At 46.4% G+C, this 24,000-nt stretch carries 22 protein-coding genes, 2 tRNA genes and 1 riboswitch; of the genes, 9 read left to right on the plus strand and 15 right to left on the minus strand.

Annotated features, from left to right (window positions below; all coding sequences use genetic code 11):
* Position 1 precedes the first annotated feature (1 nt).
* From cbiE to L4D12_RS03575, 14 genes are all read right to left on the minus strand, one after another.
* Positions 2-1,279, minus strand: coding sequence for a precorrin-6y C5,15-methyltransferase (decarboxylating) subunit CbiE (gene cbiE, locus L4D12_RS03510; protein WP_428446444.1), 1,278 nt, complete (start codon positions 1,277-1,279; stop codon positions 2-4).
* Complete coding sequence (locus L4D12_RS03515) at positions 1,276-1,929, minus strand: precorrin-8X methylmutase (RefSeq protein WP_428446445.1); 654 nt, start codon at positions 1,927-1,929, stop codon at positions 1,276-1,278. Before L4D12_RS03515 ends, cbiE begins: the two co-directional genes overlap by 4 nt.
* Entirely contained in the window at positions 1,926-3,152 is a 1,227-nt protein-coding gene (locus L4D12_RS03520) for a cobalt-precorrin-5B (C(1))-methyltransferase (RefSeq protein WP_428446446.1), read from the minus strand. The genes L4D12_RS03515 and L4D12_RS03520 overlap by 4 nt, the downstream gene beginning before the upstream one ends.
* On the minus strand, positions 3,149-3,922 hold the full coding sequence (locus L4D12_RS03525; RefSeq protein ID WP_428446447.1) for an energy-coupling factor ABC transporter ATP-binding protein: 774 nt from the start codon (positions 3,920-3,922) through the stop codon (positions 3,149-3,151). Before L4D12_RS03525 ends, L4D12_RS03520 begins: the two co-directional genes overlap by 4 nt.
* Entirely contained in the window at positions 3,919-4,716 is a 798-nt protein-coding gene (gene cbiQ, locus L4D12_RS03530) for a cobalt ECF transporter T component CbiQ (RefSeq protein WP_428446448.1), read from the minus strand. The genes L4D12_RS03525 and cbiQ overlap by 4 nt, the downstream gene beginning before the upstream one ends.
* Positions 4,713-5,309 carry a hypothetical protein gene (locus L4D12_RS03535; protein WP_428446449.1) on the minus strand — a complete coding sequence of 199 codons (597 nt, stop codon included), beginning with the start codon at positions 5,307-5,309 and terminating at the stop codon, positions 4,713-4,715. Before L4D12_RS03535 ends, cbiQ begins: the two co-directional genes overlap by 4 nt.
* Entirely contained in the window at positions 5,302-5,925 is a 624-nt protein-coding gene (cbiM, locus tag L4D12_RS03540; RefSeq protein ID WP_428446450.1) for a cobalt transporter CbiM, read from the minus strand. The genes L4D12_RS03535 and cbiM overlap by 8 nt, the downstream gene beginning before the upstream one ends.
* Positions 5,926-6,095: 170 nt before the next feature.
* Positions 6,096-6,875, minus strand: a complete 780-nt coding sequence (locus L4D12_RS03545) for a DUF4198 domain-containing protein (RefSeq protein WP_428446451.1) — start codon at positions 6,873-6,875, stop codon at positions 6,096-6,098.
* A gap of 115 nt (positions 6,876-6,990) precedes the next feature.
* Positions 6,991-7,190, minus strand: a riboswitch (cobalamin riboswitch).
* A gap of 732 nt (positions 7,191-7,922) precedes the next feature.
* Positions 7,923-9,284, minus strand: a complete 1,362-nt coding sequence (locus L4D12_RS03550; protein ID WP_428446452.1) for an NAD-dependent succinate-semialdehyde dehydrogenase — start codon at positions 9,282-9,284, stop codon at positions 7,923-7,925.
* Positions 9,277-10,554 (minus strand): ectoine hydrolase, encoded by a 1,278-nt coding sequence (gene doeA, locus L4D12_RS03555; protein ID WP_428446453.1) that lies wholly within the window; start codon positions 10,552-10,554, stop codon positions 9,277-9,279. Before doeA ends, L4D12_RS03550 begins: the two co-directional genes overlap by 8 nt.
* Before the next feature lie 17 nt (positions 10,555-10,571).
* Entirely contained in the window at positions 10,572-11,894 is a 1,323-nt protein-coding gene (locus L4D12_RS03560; RefSeq protein ID WP_428446454.1) for a diaminobutyrate--2-oxoglutarate transaminase, read from the minus strand.
* 383 nt (positions 11,895-12,277) lie between these two features.
* Complete coding sequence (locus L4D12_RS03565) at positions 12,278-13,186, minus strand: endo alpha-1,4 polygalactosaminidase (protein WP_428446455.1); 909 nt, start codon at positions 13,184-13,186, stop codon at positions 12,278-12,280.
* 183 nt (positions 13,187-13,369) lie between these two features.
* Positions 13,370-13,446, minus strand: a tRNA-Asp gene (locus tag L4D12_RS03570).
* Positions 13,447-13,485: 39 nt separating this feature from the next.
* A tRNA-Ser gene (locus L4D12_RS03575) sits at positions 13,486-13,576 on the minus strand.
* Between the two features lie 261 nt (positions 13,577-13,837).
* Between L4D12_RS03575 and L4D12_RS03580 the strand changes: the two genes are divergently transcribed.
* The 7 genes from L4D12_RS03580 to tusE all read left to right on the plus strand — a co-directional run bounded on the left by L4D12_RS03580 (position 13,838) and on the right by tusE (position 20,778).
* Positions 13,838-14,764 (plus strand): SPOR domain-containing protein, encoded by a 927-nt coding sequence (locus L4D12_RS03580; RefSeq protein ID WP_428446456.1) that lies wholly within the window; start codon positions 13,838-13,840, stop codon positions 14,762-14,764.
* Positions 14,765-15,237: 473 nt separating this feature from the next.
* Positions 15,238-16,251, plus strand: a complete 1,014-nt coding sequence (locus tag L4D12_RS03585) for an amino acid ABC transporter substrate-binding protein (RefSeq protein WP_428446570.1) — start codon at positions 15,238-15,240, stop codon at positions 16,249-16,251.
* Positions 16,252-16,317: 66 nt separating this feature from the next.
* Positions 16,318-17,493, plus strand: a complete 1,176-nt coding sequence (locus L4D12_RS03590) for an amino acid ABC transporter permease (RefSeq protein WP_428446457.1) — start codon at positions 16,318-16,320, stop codon at positions 17,491-17,493.
* Positions 17,494-17,505: 12 nt separating this feature from the next.
* Positions 17,506-18,603 carry an amino acid ABC transporter permease gene (locus L4D12_RS03595; RefSeq protein ID WP_428446458.1) on the plus strand — a complete coding sequence of 366 codons (1,098 nt, stop codon included), beginning with the start codon at positions 17,506-17,508 and terminating at the stop codon, positions 18,601-18,603.
* A gap of 50 nt (positions 18,604-18,653) precedes the next feature.
* Positions 18,654-19,379 (plus strand): amino acid ABC transporter ATP-binding protein, encoded by a 726-nt coding sequence (locus L4D12_RS03600; protein ID WP_428446571.1) that lies wholly within the window; start codon positions 18,654-18,656, stop codon positions 19,377-19,379.
* 250 nt (positions 19,380-19,629) lie between these two features.
* Complete coding sequence (locus L4D12_RS03605; protein ID WP_428446459.1) at positions 19,630-20,295, plus strand: Bax inhibitor-1/YccA family protein; 666 nt, start codon at positions 19,630-19,632, stop codon at positions 20,293-20,295.
* Between the two features lie 153 nt (positions 20,296-20,448).
* On the plus strand, positions 20,449-20,778 hold the full coding sequence (gene tusE, locus L4D12_RS03610; RefSeq protein ID WP_428446460.1) for a sulfurtransferase TusE: 330 nt from the start codon (positions 20,449-20,451) through the stop codon (positions 20,776-20,778).
* Positions 20,779-20,831: 53 nt separating this feature from the next.
* On the opposite strand, the gene yccX is transcribed toward tusE, so the two are convergent.
* The gene (gene yccX, locus L4D12_RS03615) at positions 20,832-21,104 is read right to left on the minus strand and encodes an acylphosphatase (protein WP_428446461.1); all 273 of its coding nucleotides are present in this window, start codon (positions 21,102-21,104) and stop codon (positions 20,832-20,834) included.
* A 92-nt stretch (positions 21,105-21,196) separates the two neighbouring features.
* On the opposite strand from yccX, the gene L4D12_RS03620 reads away from it, so the two are divergent.
* The gene (locus L4D12_RS03620) at positions 21,197-22,597 is read left to right on the plus strand and encodes a methyl-accepting chemotaxis protein (protein ID WP_428446462.1); all 1,401 of its coding nucleotides are present in this window, start codon (positions 21,197-21,199) and stop codon (positions 22,595-22,597) included.
* A 145-nt stretch (positions 22,598-22,742) separates the two neighbouring features.
* Complete coding sequence (locus L4D12_RS03625; RefSeq protein WP_428446463.1) at positions 22,743-23,933, plus strand: class I SAM-dependent methyltransferase; 1,191 nt, start codon at positions 22,743-22,745, stop codon at positions 23,931-23,933.
* Positions 23,934-24,000 lie beyond the last annotated feature (67 nt).

Below are 24,000 nucleotides of genomic sequence, written 5' to 3' on the forward strand. Positions count from 1 at the left end.
CTTATTGAATCACTGGCTTTTCGATCAAAAGTGGTTTTTCAAAGATAAAAAGATGGATAGGGTTATCCGCCTGATATCGAGTGTATTGTGCAAGAGGCACACCGTGTGATATCGAAGCCAATTGCACTTTTGGATCCAACGAATGCTGTTTGCTCCATTGGTAAATCGCGGCCACTGAATCTAATGTGACGGCGGTTGCGATCAATACACCACCCGGCTTTAACTGCTGCCACGCTATTGCCAAAATGGTGTCTATTGCACCCCGTGACCCCCCAACGAAAACAGCATCTGGGGGCGGTAACTTAGCCATGGCTTCTGGGGCCTTCCCCTTCACTAGGGTGACATTATCAGTAGCGTGAGTGATGAAATTTGCTTCTATTGCCGAGTAACACGCTTCATTGCATTCAACCGTGAATACCTTACCCTGCCAACACTGCTTTGCCGATTCGATAGCAATAGAGCCCGATCCGGTCCCGATATCCCACACCGTGTCTGTCGGGCGAAGTTTCAATGCCGCCAGCGCCAAATGCCGGATCGGTTGTTTGGTGATCAAGCCACGCTGCGGCATCCTTTTTTCAAAAGCCTCATCGTCAGCATACTGACCCATGCCGCCCCAGAATCGATGTTGCAACCGTTTAAGGACAACCACATTAAGAGGGTCAAAATCATCATTGTTCATACCGGCCAACTGGCTGACATCAAATTGGCGGACAGTCTCACCGGCGGCTCCCAGTTGCTCACAGACACTCACCTGCCAACTGGTTTCACCAAATGCGAGTAAATGACGGGCAATGGTTACAGGCGTATTCAAACTGTCTGTCAGCACGGTGAATAAATCACCCTGTTGCAATCTCGCCACCAAACCACGCAAGACACGACCATGCAGCGAAATACAACGTGCATCAGCCCATGGTTCCGCTAAGCGCGCAAATGCCAACTGCATGGATGACAATGACGGAATGAATCGCAATGACTGCGGTTCAAGGTGCTTAATGAGCGCATTGCCGATGCCGTAAAACAGCGGATCGCCAGAAGCCAGCACCACCACATCGCCTTCTTCACTCTCGTCAATCACCTGGTTGAACCAAGATTGATAGCCTTGTTCCATGGTTAATCGACGCCCATTAAACTGCGGAAACCATTGCAACAAACGAGTATGACCAGCAAGCACTCTAGCCTGTGATACCGCATTGATGGCACGGCTGGTCAGGCTCATACAGCCATCTTCAGGCACCCCAACAACAGTGATTACAGGGGCAATTACTGTTGATTCATTCATACCGACTCCGTCAACAACGCATGAAGCGTTGATACCACTAATGGACTGCCACCTTTGCGCCCGACACTGGCAATAAAAGGCACGCGATTTTGATCAATCAATGCCTGTTTAGATTCTTCTGCTTTCACGAAACCAACCGGAATACCAACAATCAATGCAGGACGAGCTTCATTCTCTGCCACCATGCGCAGCACTTCGTATAAGGCTGTTGGCGCATTACCGATACCAATGATGGCACCATCCAACATGCCCAAATCACGTGCATGACGCATCGCCCATATCGCTCGGGTATCGCCTGTTTGCTTGGCGATCTCAATCACCTTGGGATCGCTGATAAAGCAATGTGGCTGATTGTGGTAAACCGATAACCGCTGCTTACTCAGACCGCTGGTGATCATCGTTACATCAGTAATGATTGGCGCACCAGCTTTGAGCGCATTAATGCCTGCTGTCGTTGCCTGTTCGCTGAAACGAAATAAATCCGCAAATTCAAAATCACCCGTGGTGTGTATTGCTCGACGGACAACCGCCCATTGCGCCGGACTAAAAGAATGTCCACCATGAAACTGTTCCATTTCACGGTCAATAATGGCAAAAGAGCCTTCTTCAATCTGACGACCTTGCTCGGTAAGTTGTTGCATGTTTTTCATTGCTGCGATCCTTGCTTATGATCAGTCAATTGTTCTGTCGTGAATTGTTCGACCAGTGATTCTTGAGATGGCGATTCATTTTCATTTGGGTAACAGGCGAGCAAACGGCCGTCGAAATCAATCAACCGAACATCGACGCTAACCTGTTCGGCAATATAGGCGCTCGCATGTAGAGCAGCTTGTTGACACAGTGCCTGCAAATAGGCATCACACTGTTGCTGATCATCTTGCTCTCGCACTATCTCCAGTACATGTCGCCCGGTATTGGCACTCGCAATGCGCTGACATAACAACGGGTCGGCCCCTAATGTGGCGGCAATATCCGCTAATTGTTTAAAGTGAATCTCATGGCCTGAAACGTGTGTCATCATATGGCCAGCCACCAACTTTCCCAGCTTGCCGATCATCGCAACCACCGTGATACGCTCAATGCCATACCGTTTCGCCGCGCGCAAACCAACACCGACAAAATCCCCGGCCTGAATAAAAGCCATCGGACCTAACGAGGTCATCATGCTCATCGCGGCTCGCTCTGAACGACTGCCTGTTGTCAGAACCACATGGTTAAGTTGATTCGCTCTTGCAACCTGTACTGATTGACGAACCGATGCTGAAAATGCAGACGTTGAATACGGCTTAACCGTGCCCCGCGTACCGAGAATCGATATCCCGCCGATTAACCCCAAACGTTCACTGATGGTTTGCTTAGCACAGGTTTCGCCTTCTGGTACGCGAATTTCAAGCCTCAATCCGCGTTGATCGCATTTTGTCGAGGCGTATGCTATCGTTGCGTGTTGCTGCCACTCGTCCCATGCCATTTCATGAATGTTTTTCCGTGGGACAGGATTAATTGCAGCCATACCCACTGGTAATTCGAGGCCAGGTAAGGTGACTTTTGCCACTCCGACGCCACCATCAATATGAATACCCGCAGAACGGCTCCATGACGCGAAGCACTGTATTTCGATACCATGAGTACAATCAGGATCATCCCCGCCATCTTTAATTACCCCTGCCAGTACACCCTCTGAGTGATGTTCAAGTCGGCAAAGCTGAAAACTCGCCTCTTCCTGATTGGGCAAGATGATAGAAATCATGGAGACACTTTGCCCCGTCAACAGGGCGCGTACAGCGGCACGGCTCGCAGCAGCGGCACAAGCGCCTGTGGTATAACCGGTGCGCAATTCTTCGCGGTGTTTGGATCGCTTAACCTGAGTGATCACTGGCGGGCTCCAGTTATCGATATATCTGTGACTGTCTCGGTTTCGATTTCAGTTGCAATATCACAGTGCCGTCTTTCACAATCCGCTGACTCAGTCGATACGGAAATATCCGTCAACGTGCCATCTTGCAGGCAATATTGACGCTGTGTTAATTGGTTACGGAATGCCGCATCATGACTAACTAAAATAAGGGGCAATTGGCACTGCTGCAGAATATCAATCAAGCGTTGTTGATTGTCCGGGTCCAAATCATTGGTTGGCTCATCAAGGATCAATACCTCAGGATCCATCGCTAATACTGTCGCTAATGCCACTAAGCGTTTCTGGCCACCAGACAGCTGATAACTAACTCGATCAGCCAAGTCCGCAATACCCAGTTGAGTCAGTGTCTGCATCGCTTTTTGACGGGCAGTCTTCGCACTCAACCCTTGGTTTAATGGCCCAAAACTGACGTCATCTATCACCGTAGGGCAAAACAGTTGATCATCTGGATCCTGAAAAACTAACCCAATACGGGGACGATGTCGCCGGAAAAGGGCTTCACTAAAACGCTTATTTTGATAACAAGACTCACCAAACAACCTCACTTCACCTTGCTGAGCAGGCAACAATCCCATCATCAGTAAAAGTAATGTACTTTTTCCGCTGCCATTACTGCCCGTAATCGCCACTTGCTCACCAGCGAATAAGCTAAAACTAAGATCATCGGCACAATACTGACCATTGGGCCGGTAATAACTCAGATTTTCCACTGCAATAAGTTCACTCATATCACCCCCAGCGTTGTCATTGTGATAGCAAACCAGTGCACAATCATCGTAATGTTAAAAATGATCGAGATAACAATGAAATAACCGACAAAATACCAGCGGTCACTAGCCGTTAACGGCACTGTTCCCGCCGTAGGGAAACGACCATTAAAACCCCGACACTTCATTGCCAGCCAAATACGATCTGCTCGCTCCATCGCTCGAACCAGCATCATTCCAAATAGATACCCATAGCTACGCCATGTGTGTAATGAACTATTCGGTTGAAAACCTCGGGCTTTCATTGCACAGCGTAAGCGTGCAAACTCCTGCTGCATCACACTGATATAGCGAATACTTAATTGCATCATTAACACCAGCTGATGTGGCATTTTCAGTTCAGCTAAAGCCTGGCTTAACGTCAGGGCATTCAATCCTGCGCACAGTGACATTACCGTCATGAGAATGATGTTTGCCTTTAACAAAATCATCGCGGCTAATATTAATCCCGCCTGACTAATCTCAAGACCCGCGAATACAAACGCTGTCTCTCCGGGCTCGGTAAACGGCAATAACACAACAGTTAACAGGATTACACCATCAACGGCAGCAAGACGTTTCAACCCCGCTTTTATTTTCACAGGGCTCTTTTGCCAGAAATGTACCGCCAGTACCGTATAACCAAACAATGGTAACCACTGCTCACTGAATACCACCGCGCAGGCAACAACCAATACCAGCAATAAGCGTACCCGAGGGGCTGCATTCACTGAGCGGGTCGATAACGTTGTGGTCGTAAGCAGTGCTTCAATCATTGTCGACGTGCCCGAAACCAGACAAACAACCCGAACACCCCAAAGATGTAGCCCACGCCGCCCAGAATATCGTGCATTCTGACCTTCGCTTCATATTGATCAATCTGCTCGCGTAAAGGACGAATGGCTTTGGCTATTGCCTGCTCTAGCTGAGCGGTATTCACAGAAGCTGAAACAGGTGGAGCTGCATTTGCAGCAGAAGCATCAGCCTGCGAACTCGTGGCAACCGCAGGCGCATCAACCGTAAATTCTGACGCAGACACCGTATAGGATGCGACATGACCTTGCCCCGCATCCGCCCTCACGTCATAATCAAGTACCGCTAAATTCTCGAAACGGAATACGCCCTCTGCATTGGTTTTTGTATTGGCAATAACATTCTGATTAGCAATAATTTCTACCGTTGAATCCGTCGCCATCTGACCACCGGAAAAGTAGACTTCGCCTTCAATAGCTTGCCCGTCAACCCAGGCAAAAACTTTCATTCTGTGTGCATAAGCCTGCGGTGAACTGATTACCGTTATCCCTAATGCAAGCGCAAGCACGCTACAGGCATAGGTTGCACGACGACAGACGGTACGAAAATTAATCATGACATTTTCCTTTGGCATCACAGAAACAACGATTTGCAATGGATGGGCGTACTTTGCACAACAACTTAAATGCAAATGCAGAAACGATGCCTTCAATTAACGCAACGGGCAAATGCCCTAACACGACAAGCTTGGCGCTGGTCATAAAACCATCTCCCGATAGTGACAATGACAATGCCACCTGCAAAGCGGTGAGTATTACTGCAAAAAAACCGGCTAAAAATCCGATAGCAACATCAGGTAAACGGCCTATAAATGGCTTCAGGGCAAAGCCCACGATGACAGCAGGCAACGCAATATTGGCGCAATTGGTACCCAAAACCACGACGCCACCGAAACCAAAAAAGACCGCTTGTAAAATCAACCCTATTAAGACAACAGGAAATGCCGCCCAGCCAAGGAGTAATCCAATTAACCCATTGAAAATAAGATGAACACTGGAAGGACCAAGCGGTATATGAATAAGTGACGCGACAAAAAAACAAGCGGAAAGCACTGCCGCTTGGGGTAGCTTTTCATCCGATAGCCCTCGCAACCCCAAGACAGTGCCAACCACGGTTATTACCGCCCCCACCGCAAGAACTGGCGTCGCCAAGACGCCGTCAACAATATGCATGGTACAAGTCCTTAATTAATACCCAAACATCCTCAAGATGCTTGTTTCAGTGAAAAGTTATTGGCATCTAAACAAGGCGTAAATTTACAAACTTAATGGCTCTACATTAAAAATCTACAACACCGAATTGACGCCAATAACACTCCCTTTAAGAGAATAAGTCAGTACGCCTAGAGGGAGCTTGGGGCGATATCTTTAACTTGCAGCCACATTACGCCAGCACGCTCGTGAGGGTATGCTTTGCCATTAATAGAAATAGGTTGATCGTCTTCAACCAAAGCAGCGATTCCCCACCAGCCTTGTTTAGGTAGCGCCACAGTAAATTCACCGGCTGTATTGGTCACGGCTTGCTGGGTCAGGTAAGCATCACTCGGCACGGGTATTCCCTGCTTGTTGTAATACTCCACTTCGATGTCAACACCCGCAGCTGACTTGCCATTAACCAGCACTTTCCCGGTAAAAATACTATTGGTCCACAGCGCATATGGTCGAGTAAGAGGCATAATTTCAACTGGAGTATTGAGCTGAACTTGCCAGTTTCCACCAGCAGCAAAGGCATCAACAACCACTTTGGCCGATTGCGAGATAGCTACATTTTCTGTTTCATCGATATAAGGTTGCTGCTCCGCAAAAAACGTATAAGTGCCTGGTCGGCGTAAAGGATAATTTAGCGCCCAGCCTGTTGCAGCCCCGTAGGGTGTGGATATCAACGAATCCGTTAAGTCGGTCAGCTTGTTATTCATAACAACACCAACGGTTGGCTTAACAATATCCATTGTCGGCCCCATTGACATGGGATGAGTAAAGTAAACCGGGAAATGTAATTTTTTACTGTCACCTTTGTCGATGACTTGTTGCTCGGGGAACATGGTTAAAAAATGAGCCTGTACCACAGCAGGAGACAATACCGCGGAGACGATCAGAGGGATATACAAAAAATTCCGTTTCATATCTAATCACAAAGTTAATTTTTTAAAATATGTGCTAGATACAGATGCGAGAAATAGCTGAACGCTACCATTGATAGCCGATCACCTTCACCACTGAGTTTTCCCGCTCAGCATCCAGAAGCGTTGTGTGATAGCAGGTTTCCTGACTGACGACTAAAACGCATTTCCCTCCTTCCCGATTGCTCAGTGGTTTGGGTAATACTCATCGCTTACAGTTGCGGGTACAGTTCAGGATTTTAACCTGATTCCCTCTTAGCCGTGATGGCACTATCGTTGTTGCACGTTAATTAGAGCACTAATAACCAACTAACTAATTGATTGAAATCAATTTTCAACGAGCCTGATATTGAGCAATATCACATTAAGGCAATTACATCGAAGGATCTAAGCTGAAATGGGATAATAATTGCCCTTATCTCTTATTTATACATAGTGGGCATTTTTTGAGCACAAGCAAATAGTTGAGCGCTTTATACTCTCTTCTCTACCCTCTCATTATGTTGTGCTGAATTTTGCTGATATATACACCAATAAGCTATCAGCTGCATACTCTCTATGTCATTGCTTGCTTCCAATTTGTAAACCATAGAATAACAAGGCAATTTTGATATTATCCAAAGGGGACCCGGCGAATTGATACCAAGTTGATACTGTTTTATTTTCTTTAAATTATAAGATAGACAAACAGGATCTATAAAACGTATGCAATGCGGTCATACCCGCAGTGGGTTCATTTCATAATGGAAAAAATATTTAGTTTACGGAAATAACAATAAAAAGGAATATATGGGTGAAAAGGAAGGATTCTCAATCAATGCGAGGGAAAGTGAATACTCAAGCGCTCGCTATTTTAAAACGCACAAGAGATAATTTTCTTGTGCGATATAGTCAATCTAAATAGTCTATTTATAATAAATACACAGGTTCTTAACTTATTGAACGCGCGATAAGTAGACAAATTAATAATGTAATGGCCGATTCAAAATCGACCATTACATTTTTACTATGACGATAACGAGTCACATAACTGTGGTTAGCTGTCATCACCTACTTAATCCAAATTTGCTTTGCGTTAATAAACGCCTTTATCCCCTGCTCACCGAGCTCTCGGCCAAATCCGGATTTTTTTATCCCGCCACTGGGCAAGCGAGGGTCGGTTTTTACAATACCGTTAATCGCCACTTGTCCTGTTTCTAGTCGCTCAGCCAACGCTAATGCTTTCGCACTGTCGCAGCTCCATACACCTGCGCCCAATCCGTATTCACTGGCGTTAGCCACCTGTAGCGCTTCATCGGTATCACGGACAGGGCAAACCACCATTACCGGACCAAACACTTCTTCTTGCATGGCACACATGTCAGCATGGGCATCAGTCAACAAGGTCACAGGATAAAAATAACCGTCACCTTCTGGTAATTCGCCTCCGAGTAAACAATTTGCACCTTGAGCGATGCTACCCATCACTTGGCGATGTAAATTAGCACGCAAATCCTCGCGGGCAATAGGCCCAACATCCGTGACGGGATCATTGGGATCCCCCACGATCAACATTTCAAGTCGTTGCTTTAACCTTCCAACAAATTCATCATAAATACTTTGCTCAACCAAAATCCGTTTGGCCGCAATGCAAGATTGTCCGGCATTGATAATACGTGAAAGTACCGCAATATCGGCTGCTGCATCTTGATCGGCATCTTCAAGCACAATAAAAGGATCGGACCCACCCAGTTCCAACACTGCATGTTTAATCTCTGCCGCCGCCGTCGCAGCAACAATACCACCAGCTTGAGCAGATCCAGTAAACGATACCGCTTGGATGTGTGGATGACGAATCGCATCAGCAACATCTTCGTTCGCAATTGGTAAATTCACCACAAGCCCCTCGGGGGCACCGGCATCTCTGAACACCTGCTCGATGGCCTCAGCACAGCCCGGAACATGGGGATCATGCTTCATGACACAGCTGTTACCCGCCATGAGCGCGGGGGCCAAAAACCGAAACGCAATCCAGAGCGGCGCATTCCACGGTAAGACGCCCAGCAAGGCACCGATGGGCTGATAATGCACATAGCTCTGAGAGGCATCGCTATTGATAACATCATCTTGCAAATACGTCGCGGCATGCTCGGCATAGTGATCGCAACACCAAGCCGCTTTGTCCACTTCCGCCCCTGCTTCCTTGACTGGCTTGCCCATTTCATCGGTCATTAACTGAGCGAGCTTGGTTTTATCTTGGCGAAGCTGGGCTGCGACCCGTTTTAGCATGCTGGCACGTTGCTCCAAGCTGCATTCACGCCAACTCAGATACCCCTGCTGCGCGTAAGCTATCTTTTGCTGCGTCTGCTCGGATGCCAATGTGGCGTAGCGTTGAATCAACTTACCCGTTGCGGGATTAATCACATTAAACATCTTTGGCCTCCTGCACATTGACGATATTACGATCAGCGGGTTGCTCCTTTGTCGGCTGAGATTTTCGGGACGGCTTACTGGTCAGTATCTCAGACGAATTGGCGGCTGACGGGTGCACAACAAAGTCCTTATCTAAAGTGAAAAAGGACTCAATACCCGTATCGGTGACATAAATCGTATCGGAAATGCCACAGGTTTTATTACCATCCACCCCCCACATCCAAGGGATAATATGAAAGGTCATCCCTTTTCTTAAAACGGTCGAGTCCCCTTGTTTTAAGCTACAGATGTAACCTTCATCCCAACTGGGTGGAAATGCAATACCAATGGAATAACCCGAACGGGTGATCAGCCGTGCACCCACATCGTTATGAGAAATAATATTGCGTACCAAATTATCCACATCCGACACCGTCATACCTGGCTGGACATATCCATGCAAGGTCTCCAGCGCGACTTTCATTAGCTCTTGAGCTTTATACATAGAATCGTTCAATGGACCATTCACAACAGTACGCATCATGGCAGTGTGATAGCGTCGGAAACAGCCACTCATTTCAATAAACACATGCTCGTTCGGCCCGACAATACGCCCTTCCCACGTAGCATGGCCTATCATGGTTCTGGGACCGGAGGTCACATAAGGCATAACTGCCGGGGCTTCCCCACCCGCTCTAAACATCGCCGCACTAATAGCAGCACCAATCTCATTTTCACTCACCCCAGCAACGGCAGCTTCCAGTCCCGCTTTCATCCCCACCTCTGTGGCAAAGGCCGCTTTTTTCATCAACTCGATTTCAGCAGCTGATTTGCAAATTCGGCCTTCTTCCACAATGCCAAAGCAATCTAGTAGCTTGCCCTCGGTTAAAGTGGTGTGGATAAAATCTTGCTGATATGCCGGGAAAAAATAGCTATTACGCTCATAGCCAATCCGCTTATTACTCAGATTAAACTCACGCAGCGTTTCCACGAGCATCTGAATGGCATCCCCGGTATCAGGGTAAGGTCGGCTATGCTCCACCCAAGTACGCTCAATCACATTAGACTCTTCCAGCGCTCGGGTGATCATGATGGGCTCTTGATCCAACGGCACAATCAGCGCTTGAAAATAGGAATAGCCTGTCGTCTGGTAGTCAGTTAAATACATGATATTTTCAGGATCGGTGATCACCACCGCGTCCAAACAGCGTTCCGCAATGCGTACTCTCAGCGCAGCAAGGCGTTCTTGATACTCCTCTGGCGCAAACGTCATATCATCTCGGTTTTTCATTCAGCCTCCTGTATCCTTCAGACTTTATCGACGTTATTATTCTCATCAGCCGGTTTGACTATGCTCACTCTGTCGGTTAACGCTTTGTCTATTGCGTTGGAAACAATTCGCAGTCCTTTTTCAAGGTACTCATCTTCAATGGTCAATGGCGGGATCAACTTGATCACCTGCCCACCAGTTCCGCAGGCGCCTAACAACAAGCCATGGCTGAAACAGTCGCTGACCACCTGTTTCGCCGCCTCGCCGTCTTTCAGATCAATGCCAATCATCATGCCTTTTCCCCGAATCTGTACTTGCGAATGGCGATGTAAGTCAGCCAAGTGCTGATGCATCATGGCCGCTTTGCGTTTGACCTCATCCATGCATTGTTCATCTTCGAAGTAGCGCAATGCCTGTGCCCCGCCGATAAACGACAAGCTTTGGCCACGAAACGTCCCGGTATGCTCACCGGGATGCCAATGATCATCCCATTGGGGCTTCACTAGATTCATGGCGATCGGTGTACCAAGACCGCCTAAACCCTTGGCCAAACAGATGATATCGGGGTCGATGTCATAATCATCAAAACTAAAGAACGATCCCGTGCGTCCCATTCCCGCCTGGATGTCATCGACAATCAGCAGCGCATCAATCTCTTTCGCTAAGGCCGCGAGGTTTTTCAGCCAGGTTTTATCGGCCACATGCACCCCGCCTTCGGCTTGCACAACCTCCACCAAAAAAGCCGCAGGCAACTCTAATCCTGAGGATGAATCGTGATACTGCGCGGCCAGCTGCGACAGGGCGACATGGCCATCAATATACCCCTCATCGGCATTACCGCTTTCTTGTACGCCACCAAAGGGATAATGTTGAACATGATTTAGTGGCACCCCCGCTGCCCCACGAAAGTAGCTATTGGCGGTAGCAGCGAGCGAACCTAACGTCATGCCATGAAAAGCATGATTAAACGCAACCACAGTCTGTCGCCCTGTTACCCGCCTAGCCAGCTTTAAAGCCGCTTCCACCGCATTAGTACCCGTGGGGCCGACAAATTGCATTTTGTGCATCATATTCCGTGGTTTTAACACCACATCGACGAATTTCTCCATAAATTCACGCTTAATCCGCGTACTCATATCCAGACTATGCAAGACGCCGTTTTGCTGAATGTACTTGATGACAGCTTCGGTCATATGTTTGTTGTTATGACCGAAATTCAGCACCCCGGCACCGGCAAAAAAATCGATATATTCTCGGCCTTTCTCATCAATTTGAATGGCGTTATAAGCCGTATCAAATACCGTTGGGTAGATGCGGCAATAGCCGCGTAAATTGGATTCGCGTTGATCGAAGATGCTCATAATCCGACTCCTAGGCTATCGGTTAGATACTTTGTTTACGTAATCAATACGCTAAGGCCAAAAACAGTTTCGGCCATTGCAAAACTAACAATGTAAATAGAAAGACAAGGCGGCAAGCCCTTACTCGGTATTACGGAAAGGAGGGGGAGATTAACAGTGCGGAGACATAAAGGTCGGGTTACAACCCGTGACAAGACCGGAGTGCGGTTTGAGATAAATAATCTGCATCAGTTTCATGCTGCTCCTCCGTTTGCTGCAAACTGTTACTTGCTTGAAAACACCTTCATTATGATAAGGCAACACAGAAGAAATGATGACTTGGTATAACACTTGTAATAGTAAAGTTGGCACAGGGTCATGGGCTTTGCAACTTTGCGCTTAGGTTATAAACAACTCATCCGAAATGTATCGTCCAAATCAAGGGGTAAAATTAAAGTGCTAAACTGCATTTCCCTTGATTTTGTACACATCGCCTCTCTATCTTCCTTATTGTTGATATATTTCTTATCATATTCAGCATTCAGTACTGCTTTCCCTTTATCAATAAAAGGCGTGAGCATCTGACATTCTTGATATTCAAAACATTGTTCATTCACAGCAAAATCATAGTAATCAACTAACTCATTCACTTGATCAAGATTATTTTTCAATCCAACAGACAAGTTTCTGGCATGAGCTTCATTGGCGATCAAACGGTTAAACGTCAATTGATCATTCGCGGTAAGATCAAAACCGGTTTTATTGGTATACCCATCCACATTATCAGGCTCTACCCCGTCACACCCTTTTTGAACAGCTAGGTCGAGTCTATCTTTCATAATTAACAATACATTAGACGAACGGATATCTAGCCAGCGCTCTCCCGGCCAGCCATCCAGTGCATGACCTAATTCTGCCTGCTCAAACGCTTTTGCATCATCACGCCACTCCTCATAAGATCCGGCAGAGAAATAACAAATCACCTTAATATTCTTCGCCTGAAGTTGCTGAATAAGCGCTTCTGATGCATCAAATAAATCAATATCATAGATATCGACATCATAAGAGGTATTCATATTGCCATTCAGTTGCCATTGCCATGTCGATAAAACGGCTGGCTGATACCAACTCCCTCCCGTAACGGGGGCGATGGTTGCGGGATCAATACTGATGGGATCGATCCCAGCAGAGGCCTGCGCATCAGGAAGATCAGAGGCAATCGCCTCCTCATTGTTTGATGAGGCCGTATCACAGCCTAATAGCCCAACCAGAGCGCAAGCTTGTACGGCTAAAATGAGTTTGAATTTTCGCATACCTTACAGTTTATGTGCTGTATGGCAATAACGCGAATTCCTCAGATTGAGTAAAGTATGGCAGATTCAACCAGCCATAAAAATAGACTGATTTATCACTGAGGCGTACGCTTTGATGATAAAGTAAGACCTATTCAACACATACAAAAAAGCCCCGTCATTACTGACGAGGCTTCGTTGTGTTGGCGGAGCGGACGGGACTCGAACCCGCGACCCCCGGCGTGACAGGCCGGTATTCTAACCAACTGAACTACCGCTCCAATTCTGTATRAAACCCGGTAAACCCGATTTCTAGAATGTGGCGGAGAGATAGGGATTTGAACCCTAGGTGGGCTATAAACCCACGCCGGTTTTCAAGACCGGTGCTTTAAACCACTCAGCCATCTCTCCATGCGGCGAATAATACGAGTTTCACTTTTCGCTGTAAAGCCTTTTTTGATAAAAAAATCGCAACAGCGCACTTTTTCATCAAAGCATTCTTAATCCACTCTTATTAGTAAATAATGTTTTGCTTTCAGCTTACTTAGCCTAAGCATTTGTGTACCTTACCTACATACAATTTTTGTGACAAAACGCTACAGACTTTCCCTCTCTTTTAGCCTATTTTGTGATCTCATAATAGCTATGCACATAGTGCTGGGTCCCCTATTAATGTTCCACAAGTCCCGTTATATCGTATTCATTGGCCTACTCGCGAGTAGTGTATCTCCTTTCACTACCGCAGCGACTGATACCTCTTCATGCCATACCACTGAGCACTCATCAGGCTGGCTCATGCTTAGTGCACAATGTGATATAGGTACAGGACTCTGGGGAAAGGAACCAACAACAACCACTGGACATTTTTGGGTTCAATGTAATTACAGTAAAGCGATTCCGGCAAAATCCTTCTCTGACAATATTATCCAGCACTTTCCACAACAGAGTTTTCTGATTTACGATAAAGCGCGGTATCGTTGCCTTATCGGGCCATTGGCATCATTTAGCCAAGCCAAACGTACTCAGCAAGCACTTAATCAACTTGGGGTGACTCAATCCTTTATCCGTCACGCGACTTCCCCCCAACATATCGTTCAACTTAGACAATCCCCCTCCGCGCAAGCTAATCCAACGACTCAACCCGTAGCAACCCAAGTGGATCAGGATAGTCAGCCACCACAGCAACAGTCACAGACTTTGGTCGAAAATCGTGTGGTTCTTAATGCCGCCCTCTATTCATTTACTTTTAAGAATCTCAATTACTACCAACCACGAAACATTCAGTCATCACAAGAAATGCCCCCTGCATTCGTTAAAGAAAATGCACAATACTGGTCTCGGATCAATATCACGGACGCAGGCAAATGGTGTGAACGTTATGGATTACGCTTGCCTTCTTTTGAGGAGCTCAGCCAACTGCAAACTTATGGGCAACGCTTTTTACTCCGCAACCATTGGCCCATTGAAATGAACTATTGGAGCAATACCGTTAGCAGCTATTCAGGGGAGATTAAAACACTTAATTTACGCAGCGGTCGAGCGGATGAATACCGCCCTCTGGCGCTGCTTTACACCACTTGCGTTAATGATGCCAATTAGATTAATGCGAGCAGAACGTAACGACTTTGAATGCTGCATCACGCTGGTGTTCCGTATTATCACACCACATGGTTATTATATCTTTTGCCTCATATTTCGTCCTTCTCTGTCAAAAGCATTCTGTCTAATTTTGTGACTAACTAGCAGTTTTTCAATGTGTTCCTATACTCAATAATGACAGAAAACAAACAATTAATTTTTTCCTTTTCAATTGACGTCGATTCTCGTCAGTTGCTTTTCTCAATTAGGAATGACAGGACGTAACTATGACTCAAACCATAACCTATTCCCTTGCCATTTCATGGCTCGCCATATTACTAACGGGCTGCGATGACGGTAGTAGTAGTCAGGATAAGGCATTGATCCAATCACTTCAGTCTAAAGTGGATTCGCTTGAGCAGCAATTAGCCAGTACGGCAACGAGCGATGCTCAGGTTGTGTCCGGTGATGCGAAAGCGCTTGAAGCTAAAATTATGGAATTGGAGAAACAACTCGCTAATAACGCGAAATCCAACACTACTGCGAGTGCGGGCTCTTCTGACACGCTGTCTAAAGTGCAAAAGCAGGGTTATGTGCAGTGTGGTGTAAGTACGGGATTACCAGGGTTCTCTAATCCAAATGAAAAAGGAACATGGGAAGGCTTGGATGTCGAGTTCTGCCAAGCAGTTGCTGCGGCTACGCTGGGTGATAAAACGAAAGTCAAATATATCCCACTGACAGCGAAAGAACGCTTTACTGCACTGCAATCAGGTGAAATTGACGTACTTTCACGAAACACGACCTGGACATTACACCGTGATACCGCATTAGGGCTCAATTTTACCGCTATCAACTATTACGACGGTCAAGGTTTTATGATCAATAAATCACTTGAAATTGATAGCGCAACTGAATTAGACGGAGCCGCGGTCTGTGTTCAGTCGGGGACCACCACGGAACTGAACCTTGCTGACTATTTCCGTTTCCGTGAAATGAAATACACGCCAGTGGTGTTTGATACCGCCGCTCAAACCGTTAAAGGGTTCGAAGCAGGACGTTGTGATGTATTAACCACCGACCAATCTGGTTTGTATGCGCTACGGCTCAATTTGAAAGACCCTAGCTCAGCAGTTGTTTTACCTGAGATTATTTCAAAAGAGCCCTTGGGGCCGGTGGTCCGTCAAGGGGATGACCAGTGGTTTAACATTATAAGATGGACCCACTTTGTCATGGTCAATGCTGAGGGACTCGGTGTATCAACCATCAATGTCGACGACATGAAAAAGTCCAATGATCCTAATATCCGTCGCTTGATCGGTATTGAGAACCAGAAAGGTAAAGGGCTCGGACTCAATGATGATTGGAGCTACCAAATTATTAAGCAAGTCGGTAACTATGGTGAGAGTTTTGAGCGAACTGTTGGCATGGGATCACCGCTAAAAATCAAACGTGGCCTCAATGCACTCTGGCTTGATGGTGGCCTGCAGTACGCACCACCACTTCGCTAACTCCTCTCTTACCGGGAGTGAGCAAAAATCACTCCCGGCAACCTTCTTACACGCACTCAACACAGGATGGATGTTTTGCCTGTAAAAAGAGCAAGCTTATTTTACAACCCAACTTTCCGCTCTGTTATCTTTCAGATTATCGCCATCGCTGCGTTGGGCTTCTTTGTCTATTCCATGATCAACAACGCACTGGTGAACCTAGAACAGCGAGGGATCACCACTGGATTTGATTTCCTACAGCAAGAAGCAGGCTTTGGTATTGGGTTGACCCTGATAGACTATGATGAAACCTACAGTTACGGCAGAACCTTTTTTGTCGGCCTGCTCAATACGGCTCTGGTGTCGGTGTTGGGCATTATCATTGCAACAATCATTGGTTTTATCATTGGTATCGCCCGCTTATCATCAAACTGGTTAGTCAGCCGTTTTGCCGCGATTTATATTGAGACATTCCGCAATATTCCGCTGCTGCTGCAAATCTTCTTTTGGTACTTTGCGGTGCTACAAGCCTTGCCTTCACCACGCAACAGCATCAGCCTTGGTGAAAGTGTTTATCTTAACGTTAGAGGCCTCTACCTCGCGGCTCCTGTCTTTGAAACTGGCGCGATATGGATTGGATTATCCGTGATCGCAGCCGTTATCCTCAGCCTGCTATACGTTTTTTTTTCCAAACGAAAACAGAAAACAACCGGGCAACAATCGCACGTTTTTCTGGTATCCCTGCTGTTAATAATAGGCCTTCCCGTATTGAGTTATTTTCTCAGCGGGCAACCCATCAGCCTGGAATACCCCCAGTTCAAAGGGTTTAACTTCAGGGGCGGCATTACGATTATTCCGGAGCTTGCTGCCCTACTCTTAGCGCTGAGCATTTACACGGCATCATTCATTGCCGAAATCGTCCGTTCGGGCATTAATGCGGTGAGTCACGGCCAAACAGAAGCGGCGCTGGCGCTGGGACTTTCGTCCCGTAAAACCTTACGGTTAGTTGTGATCCCGCAAGCTTTGCGGATCATCATTCCTCCTTTAACCAGCCAGTATTTGAATTTAACCAAAAACTCCTCTCTCGCGATGGCCATCGGCTATCCGGATCTGGTTTCTATTTTTGCAGGCACGACACTCAACCAGACGGGGCAAGCTATTGAAATCATTGCAATGACCATGGCGGTATACCTCACTCTCAGCTTACTGACGTCACTACTGATGAATATTTACAACAAAAAAGTCGCCTTAGTCGAACAGTAGAAGGATACCACCATGCCTAAACATGAATTCCAACCCAGCTTACCGCCGCCCTCTCACTCTGTTGGGTTGCTAAGTTGGCTTCGTGTCCATCTGTTTTCAAATACTATCAATACGCTATTAACCCTCCTGTTAGGTTACTTCGCTATTCTCGGCCTTTGGTCTGTCATTGAGTGGGCATTCATCAATGCTGACTGGATCGGTTCAGACCGCAGTGACTGTCGCAGAGAGGGCGCATGCTGGGTGTTTATCAATGTCCGTTTTGAACAATTTATGTTTGGTTTTTATCCGCCAGAGCAGCTTTGGCGTCCGCAGCTTTTTTATCTTTCGCTGGCTATCCTGATCACACTCCTTGCCATTGAAAAAACACCCGGCCGTATCTGGATCTGGCTGTTCTTCGTTAATATTTATCCGTTTTTGATCGCAGGGTTGCTGTATGGCGGTATTTTCGGCCTGCCCGTCGTCGAAACTCATCTCTGGGGGGGATTGCTCATCACCCTGATCATTGCGATCGTTGGCATTGTAGTTTCACTGCCAATCGGCATTGTTCTTGCGCTAGGACGCCGTTCTAACATGCCGATCATACGCAGCCTGTGTACTGTATATATTGAAGTCTGGCGCGGGGTACCGTTGATCACCATCCTGTTCATGGCGTCTGTTATGCTGCCTCTTTTTCTCGATGCAGAAACCGAAACCAATAAGCTATTTCGTGCCTTAACCGGTGTGGTGTTATTCAGTGCTGCGTACATGGCTGAAGTAGTACGCGGGGGCCTGCAAGCAATTCCCTCCGGACAGTATGAAGCCGCCGATGCGCTAGGCCTTAACTACTGGAAAAAAATGGGCCTGATCATCCTCCCTCAGGCGCTGAAAATCAGTATCCCCTCTATCGTCAACACCTTTATCGGGCTATTTAAAGATACCAGTCTGGTTTTAATCATTGGTATGTTCGACGTGCTTGGCATTGGCCAAGCCGCTAACACGGACCCTAAATGGCTGGGTTTTGCGACGGAAAGCTATGTCTTTGTCGCACTCGTGTTCTGGGTTTTCTGCTTTAGCATGTCACGTTATAGCCTTTATCTCGAAAACAAATTACATACCGGACATAAACGCTGAATATCAAAGGGAAGGAGTGAACAATGCCAAATCATAATGATCCCCCACACATGATCACGATGGAGAGTGTCAATAAATGGTATGGCCAATTCCATGTCTTAAAAAATATCAACTTAACGGTCAAAAAGGGGGAGAAAATCGTCATTTGCGGCCCGTCAGGATCAGGAAAATCAACTTTGATCCGTTGCATAAATCGACTGGAAGAACATCAGCAAGGCCGTATTGTTGTCGCCGGTAATGAGCTAACCGACGATCTGAAAAATATCGAATTAGTGCGACGAGAAGTGGGGATGTGTTTTCAGCACTTCAACCTCTTCCCTCACCTGACAGTACTTGAAAACTGTACTCTCGCGCCTATATGGGTAAAGAAGCTGCCGCAAAAAGAAGCGGATACCGTCGCTATGCAGTATTTAGAGCGGGTTAAAATTCCGGAACAAGCACACAAATACCCGGGTCAACTATCTGGTGGTCAACAACAGCGTGTTGCGATTGCACGTTCTCTCTGTATGACGCCACAAGTCATGCTATTTGATGAGCCCACTTCAGCACTTGATCCGGAAATGGTCAGAGAGGTGCTCGATGTGATGGTGGAGCTAGCCAACGAGGGAATGACAATGATTTGTGTCTCTCATGAAATGGGCTTTGCTCGACAAGTCGCTGACCGGGTCATATTCATGGATCAAGGTGAAATTATCGAGGAAAACATTCCGTCCGAATTTTTTGACAATCCCCAATCAGACCGTACCCAGCTGTTTTTAAGACAGATACTGCATTAACCACCATCATGACTATGGACACAGAGAAAACACTGATTGAAACACAACCATTATGTGCTGTAACATTCGTTTACAACTTTGAGCGCAAAGATAACGAATTGTTAAGTATCATTCAGGTCTTACAGTTACACTGAATAATTATTAGTGGGGATATTTAGCAATTTATCCATTGTTAACTTGCATTTATGATGAAATGCCCCAATATATCCTTCAATAGTAATCAACATATCTAACCCCAAGGGGACTGTTTATGAACGATCGTATGTTCAATCGAGAGTCGGCTTACGAAAGCGCACTTTCAACCAATAAGGTTTTACGCAACACTTATTTTCTTCTTTCACTGACACTTGTCTGGTCAGCTGTCGTTGCTGGCGTTGCTATGGCAATGAACATGCCTCACCCTGGCTTGATCATTACACTCGTTGGTTTCTATGGTCTGATGTTCCTGACTGAGAAAAATCGCGACAGCAGCCTTGGCTTAGTCTTTACCTTTGCACTGACTGGTTTCATGGGTTACACCCTGGGGCCAATTCTGAACATGTACATTGGCGCAGGCATGGGCCATGCCATTGTACTGGCTCTCGGTGGTACAGCCCTGACCTTCATGTCATGTTCAGCGTATGCCCTAACAACTAAGCGCGATCTGTCGTTCTTAAACGGCATGCTTATGGCGGGTTTCATCGCGATTATCGTAGCTGTTGTAGCGAACATTTTCCTACAACTACCAATGCTATCACTCGCTATCAGTGGTATGTTTGTTCTGTTCTCAACAGCCGCTATCCTGCTAACCACACAGAGCATTATCCGTGGTGGTGAGACTAATTACATCTCAGCAACTGTAACGCTGTATGTTTCTATCTATAACCTATTCCTGAGCTTACTTCAGATCCTAGGTATCATGGGTAGTGACGATTAATATCAGTCCCTCCTCTAGATAGACAATAAGCGCCTGCGGGCGCTTTTTTATTTCTGAATTTCCTTGTTTATTTGGCGCTCACTGCCTCGCCTTAGGCTTGCAGCGACCAAGGTTTATCACTATGCTTTGCGCGATCCATATATGAGGCACATCATGCTTGAATTTGAAGGTAAACATATCGAAACCGATGCTCATGGCTATCTGAAGAATACTGAAGATTGGTCAGAAGCACTTGTCCCCCTATTGGCTAACGAGGAAGGGCTCACCCTGACCGAGGCTCATTGGGAAGTTGTCCGCTTCGTACGTGAATTCTATCAAGAGTTCAATACGTCGCCAGCCATCAGAATGCTGGTAAAAGCCATGGCGAAAAAATACGGCGAAGAAAAAGGTAGCTCACGTTATCTCTATCGCCTATTCCCCAAGGGCCCGGCAAAGCAAGCCACAAAATTGGCAGGTCTGCCTAAACCCGTTAAGTGTATATAACGGCTTATAGTCACTAAGAGCGAATGCGTGCACTCGCTCTTGTTCTAACTTTATTACATGATTTCAAAACCGTCTATGTGACGCCAATTCACCTCAAGAACATTAATACTATCAACTCTTGAGGTATTAGGCCCCTTTTCCAACCAACGCAGCAGTTGTGCAACATGTTCTTCATGGCCACAGGCCATTACCTCAACCGTACCGTCAGGTAAATTCTTCGCATAGCCTGTCAATCCACATCTCAACCCCTCATGAGCCGTATGAAATCGGAATCCGACCCCTTGGACAATACCGCTTACACTAACTTTTACACAAATCTGTGACACCCATCACCTCAAGAATTGTATCTATTTATTGATAACGGATTAAAATCTACCGTACGAATGCTTGCTAAGCACATGTTTTTTTAGGATATAAAATGAAAGAAGTCGCTTTTAGATGGATAGATAAATACCTAATTCACATATCCATACAAGAAAAACTCTATCTCCTGCTTCTGCTTCCTATGATTGCTGTTATTAGCACTGGAACTATTCTAGTGGATACAGCAAATGAGCAGCGTATTGAAATTACGACTCAACAACTTAATAGCACGGCCAGTCTACTCTCACAGCAAAAAATCAGCCAATCGGATGCCTATACTTTACTGGCTAATTCAAACATTCAGGTAGGACAAGGCGAGCTATCATCACCTGTCTCTGGAATGAATTATTCGATCAGTGCCGCCGATGTACCTAGTATTCTGAGCGATTTAAGCGCTACGCAGATCGGGGCAGGAATCATCATTTTATTCGTGCTAATGACAACAATTTATTATGTCATGACCTTTATTAGCGGTGCCATGTATACCACCCACCGCGCTCTGGATGCATTGGCGAATGGTGATCTCACTAACCGCCTCAACTTTTTCAAAGTACGCGATGAATTCAGCATCATTGCAATCACCGTTGATCGCGTTGCCGAACGCGAGCATCAGCTTGTGAAAGCAACTCGACAAGCAACAGAGCTAATGCAACAAATTAGTACTGACTTACGCCAGCGAAGCCAGCAAAGTGAGCAACTGTCATCATCGCAGCAACACCATCTTGATTCATTGGCCAGTGCCACTGAAGAGATGGCAAGCTCTATTCGCGAAGTCGCCACGCATGCTCACGAAACATCAGAACAAACCCGTGAGGCGCAGCAAGTCTCTGAGCAAGGACGAAATCAAGTAGGCCAAACGCGCTCCGCGATCTCAGTACTGAGTGGAGAAATTAATTCAGCAGCCCAAGCCGTAACGGAGCTGGATAACAACGCAGCAAAAATTGATGATGTCGTTACAACCATTAATGGAATATCAGAACAAACCAACTTGCTCGCACTTAACGCAGCCATCGAAGCAGCACGTGCTGGTGAGCAAGGCCGTGGTTTTGCCGTTGTTGCTGATGAAGTGCGTACCCTTGCAGGGCGCACACAAGGTGCAACGGTTGAAATTCAGCGCATGATTGAGTCTCTGCAACAAAATAGCCAACAGCTCATGGCCGTCATGAATAATACGGTCAACAATGCTCAAAACAGCGAAGCGCTGATGGACTCGGTTGATCGCGATATCACTCAGATCACCGATCGCAACCAGCAGATCTCTGATCGCAGTACTGAAATTGCTGCAGCCGCAGAACAACAAGGTGCCGTTGCTGATAATATTGCCTCCAACGTCGAACAAATACGCCTGCAATCTCAACAGATAAGCAGTGTGATCACTGAGTCTTCGGTGGAAATTGAACAGCTCACTCAACAATCCAAGATTCTTGAATCATTAATGAGTGGCTTAAAAATCTAATATTACAGACAACACCAAAAGTCATATAACAGATTCAGTAACAGGGACGGCAATGCCGTCCCTGTTTTTCTTTACGCTAAATTTGCTTTTCCGCTGTTTCAACAACATAATACGCGACCATTCCTACATCCATACCGGGCATGTCATGACAGCTTCAATTTATCTGGTAAAAGGCCGTGAAAAATCACTGCGCCGCCGCCACCCTTGGGTTTTTTCTCGTGGTATTCAGCGTATTGAGGGCAAGCCTTCTCTCGGTGAAACCGTTGATATTTTTGATCACAACGGTGAATGGTTAGCTCGAGGTGCGTTTTCTCCACAATCACAGATCCGTGTTCGAGTATGGACCTTTGACCGCAAAGAAAAAATCGACGTTAACTTTTTTGTTAACCGACTACAAACTGCGCAAGGTCTTCGTGACATTCTAGCCGCACGTGATGGCCTGACTGGCTATCGTTTAATCGCTGCGGAATCGGATGGTCTACCGGGTATCACCATTGACCGTTATCAGGATTTCTTAGTCTGCCAACTACTCAGTGCAGGTGCTGAAGCACAAAAAGACGCGCTTATTGAAGCTTTGAATATTTGCTACCCAGAATGCAGCATCTACGAACGCTCTGATGTATCAGTGCGTAAGAAAGAAGGGTTAAAACCGCGCACTGGCGTACTGTCCGGTGAAGAACCGCCGAAGTTTGTTACCATCGAAGAAAATGGCGTAAAAATTAATGTTGATATCGTCGGCGGCCATAAAACAGGCTTCTACTTAGATCAACGTGATAGCCGTGAAGCCGCAGTAAAATATGTGAATGGCAAGCGTGTACTGAACTGCTTCTGCTACACTGGTGGTTTCGGGTTATATGCCCTTAAGGGCGGTGCAAGCCAAGTGGTCAATGTCGATGTATCACAGCCAGCCCTTGATACCGCACTATTGAATGCCCAAATGAATGGCTATCCGGTAGAAAATGCTGAATTTCTCAATGCAGATGTATTCAAGCTGCTTCGCGAATACCGCGATCGTGGTGAGCTGTTTGACGTTGTTATTATGGATCCACCGAAGTTTGCTGAATCCAAGTCACAACTTGTTGGTGCTTGCCGTGGCTATAAAGACATCAATATGCTTGCCATGCAAATCATTAAACCCGGTGGTACTTTGTTGACTTACTCTTGCTCAGGCCTGATGGACAACAATCTATTCCAAAAAATCATTGCCGATGCCGCACTGGATGCACATCGTGATGTGCAGTTTATTGAACGCTTCAGCCAAGCTGCGGACCATCCATTAGACAGCGCTTACCCGGAAGGATTCTACCTCAAAGGGTTTGCTTGCTACGTAAAGTAAGCTCGTTATCACGATACCAATGAGCCAGCAGATGCTGGCTCTTTTTTTCTCGACGTCTCATCATTTG

The organism is Photobacterium nomapromontoriensis (assembly GCF_050336815.1).
Lineage (GTDB): Bacteria > Pseudomonadota > Gammaproteobacteria > Enterobacterales > Vibrionaceae > Photobacterium > Photobacterium nomapromontoriensis.